General features: G+C 67.9%; 1 protein-coding gene. It reads right to left on the bottom strand.

The features are described 5' to 3' along the window. Positions 1–9 precede the first annotated feature (9 nt). Positions 10–815, bottom strand: a protein-coding gene (locus tag MKK55_RS08930) for an IS5 family transposase (protein WP_243934294.1) whose coding sequence is annotated in 2 segments (ribosomal slippage) — positions 10–485 and positions 485–815 — 807 coding nt in all. Because the reading frame shifts where the segments join, the coding sequence is not laid out codon by codon here. Positions 816–867 lie beyond the last annotated feature (52 nt).

Here is an 867-nt window from a genome sequence, read left to right as displayed (position 1 = left end):
TAAGAGCGCCTAACAGAACCGCCTGATTTGGTTGAGGGTGATGAGACTGGCGGCGAGGTTGGTGAAGGCCTCGTAGATGTCGGCGCGGCGCTCGTAGCGTACGGGCAGGCGTCGGAAACGGTTGAACCAGGCATGGGTGCGCTCGACTACCCAACGGTGACGCCCAAGCTTCTCGCTGCTGTCGATCCCGCGCCGAGCGATGCGAGGGACGATCCCACGGGCGCGGCACTCCTGGCGACGGGCACGGGCGTCGTAGGCCTTGTCGGCATGAAGCTTGTGGGGACGGCGGCGTGGGCGACCGCGCCGGCCGCTGCCCACGGGCGGGATCGCATCGAGGGTCGGGGCCATCATCACGCTGTCGTGGCGGTTGGCCCCCGTGAAGGTCAGGCCGAGGGGCGTACCGCGGGCATCGACGACGAGGTGACGCTTGGTGCCCGGTTTGCCGCGATCCGTCGGGTTCGGGCCTGTGGCAGAGCCCCTTTTTTCGCCGGGACAGACGCGCTGTCCAGGCTGGCCCGGCTCCAGTTGAGCTGGCCGGCTTCGTAAAGTCGCCCCAGCAGCACCTGATGCAGGCGGGTCCAGACGCCCGCCGCCTGCCAGTCCCGCAGGCGGCGCCAGCACGTCATGCCCGAGCCACAGCCCATCTCGGCCGGCAGCATCTCCCAGGGCAATCCAGAGCGCAGCACGAACAGGATGCCTGTCAGGGCCGCCCGGTTCTTGATAGGCCGTCGACCGCCTTTCGGACGGGGTCGGGGAGGCGGAAGCAGCGGGGCGATCTCGTCCCAGAGATCGTCGGGAAGAAGTGCGCGGGCCATGAAACACCAACGCACATCAACGCTCAGGGTGCCGTTCTGTTAGGCGCTCTTA

The sequence above is a fragment of the Methylobacterium sp. J-059 genome (assembly GCF_022829485.1).
Lineage (GTDB): Bacteria > Pseudomonadota > Alphaproteobacteria > Rhizobiales > Beijerinckiaceae > Methylobacterium.
This window is presented reverse-complemented; position numbering and strand designations above follow the sequence as displayed.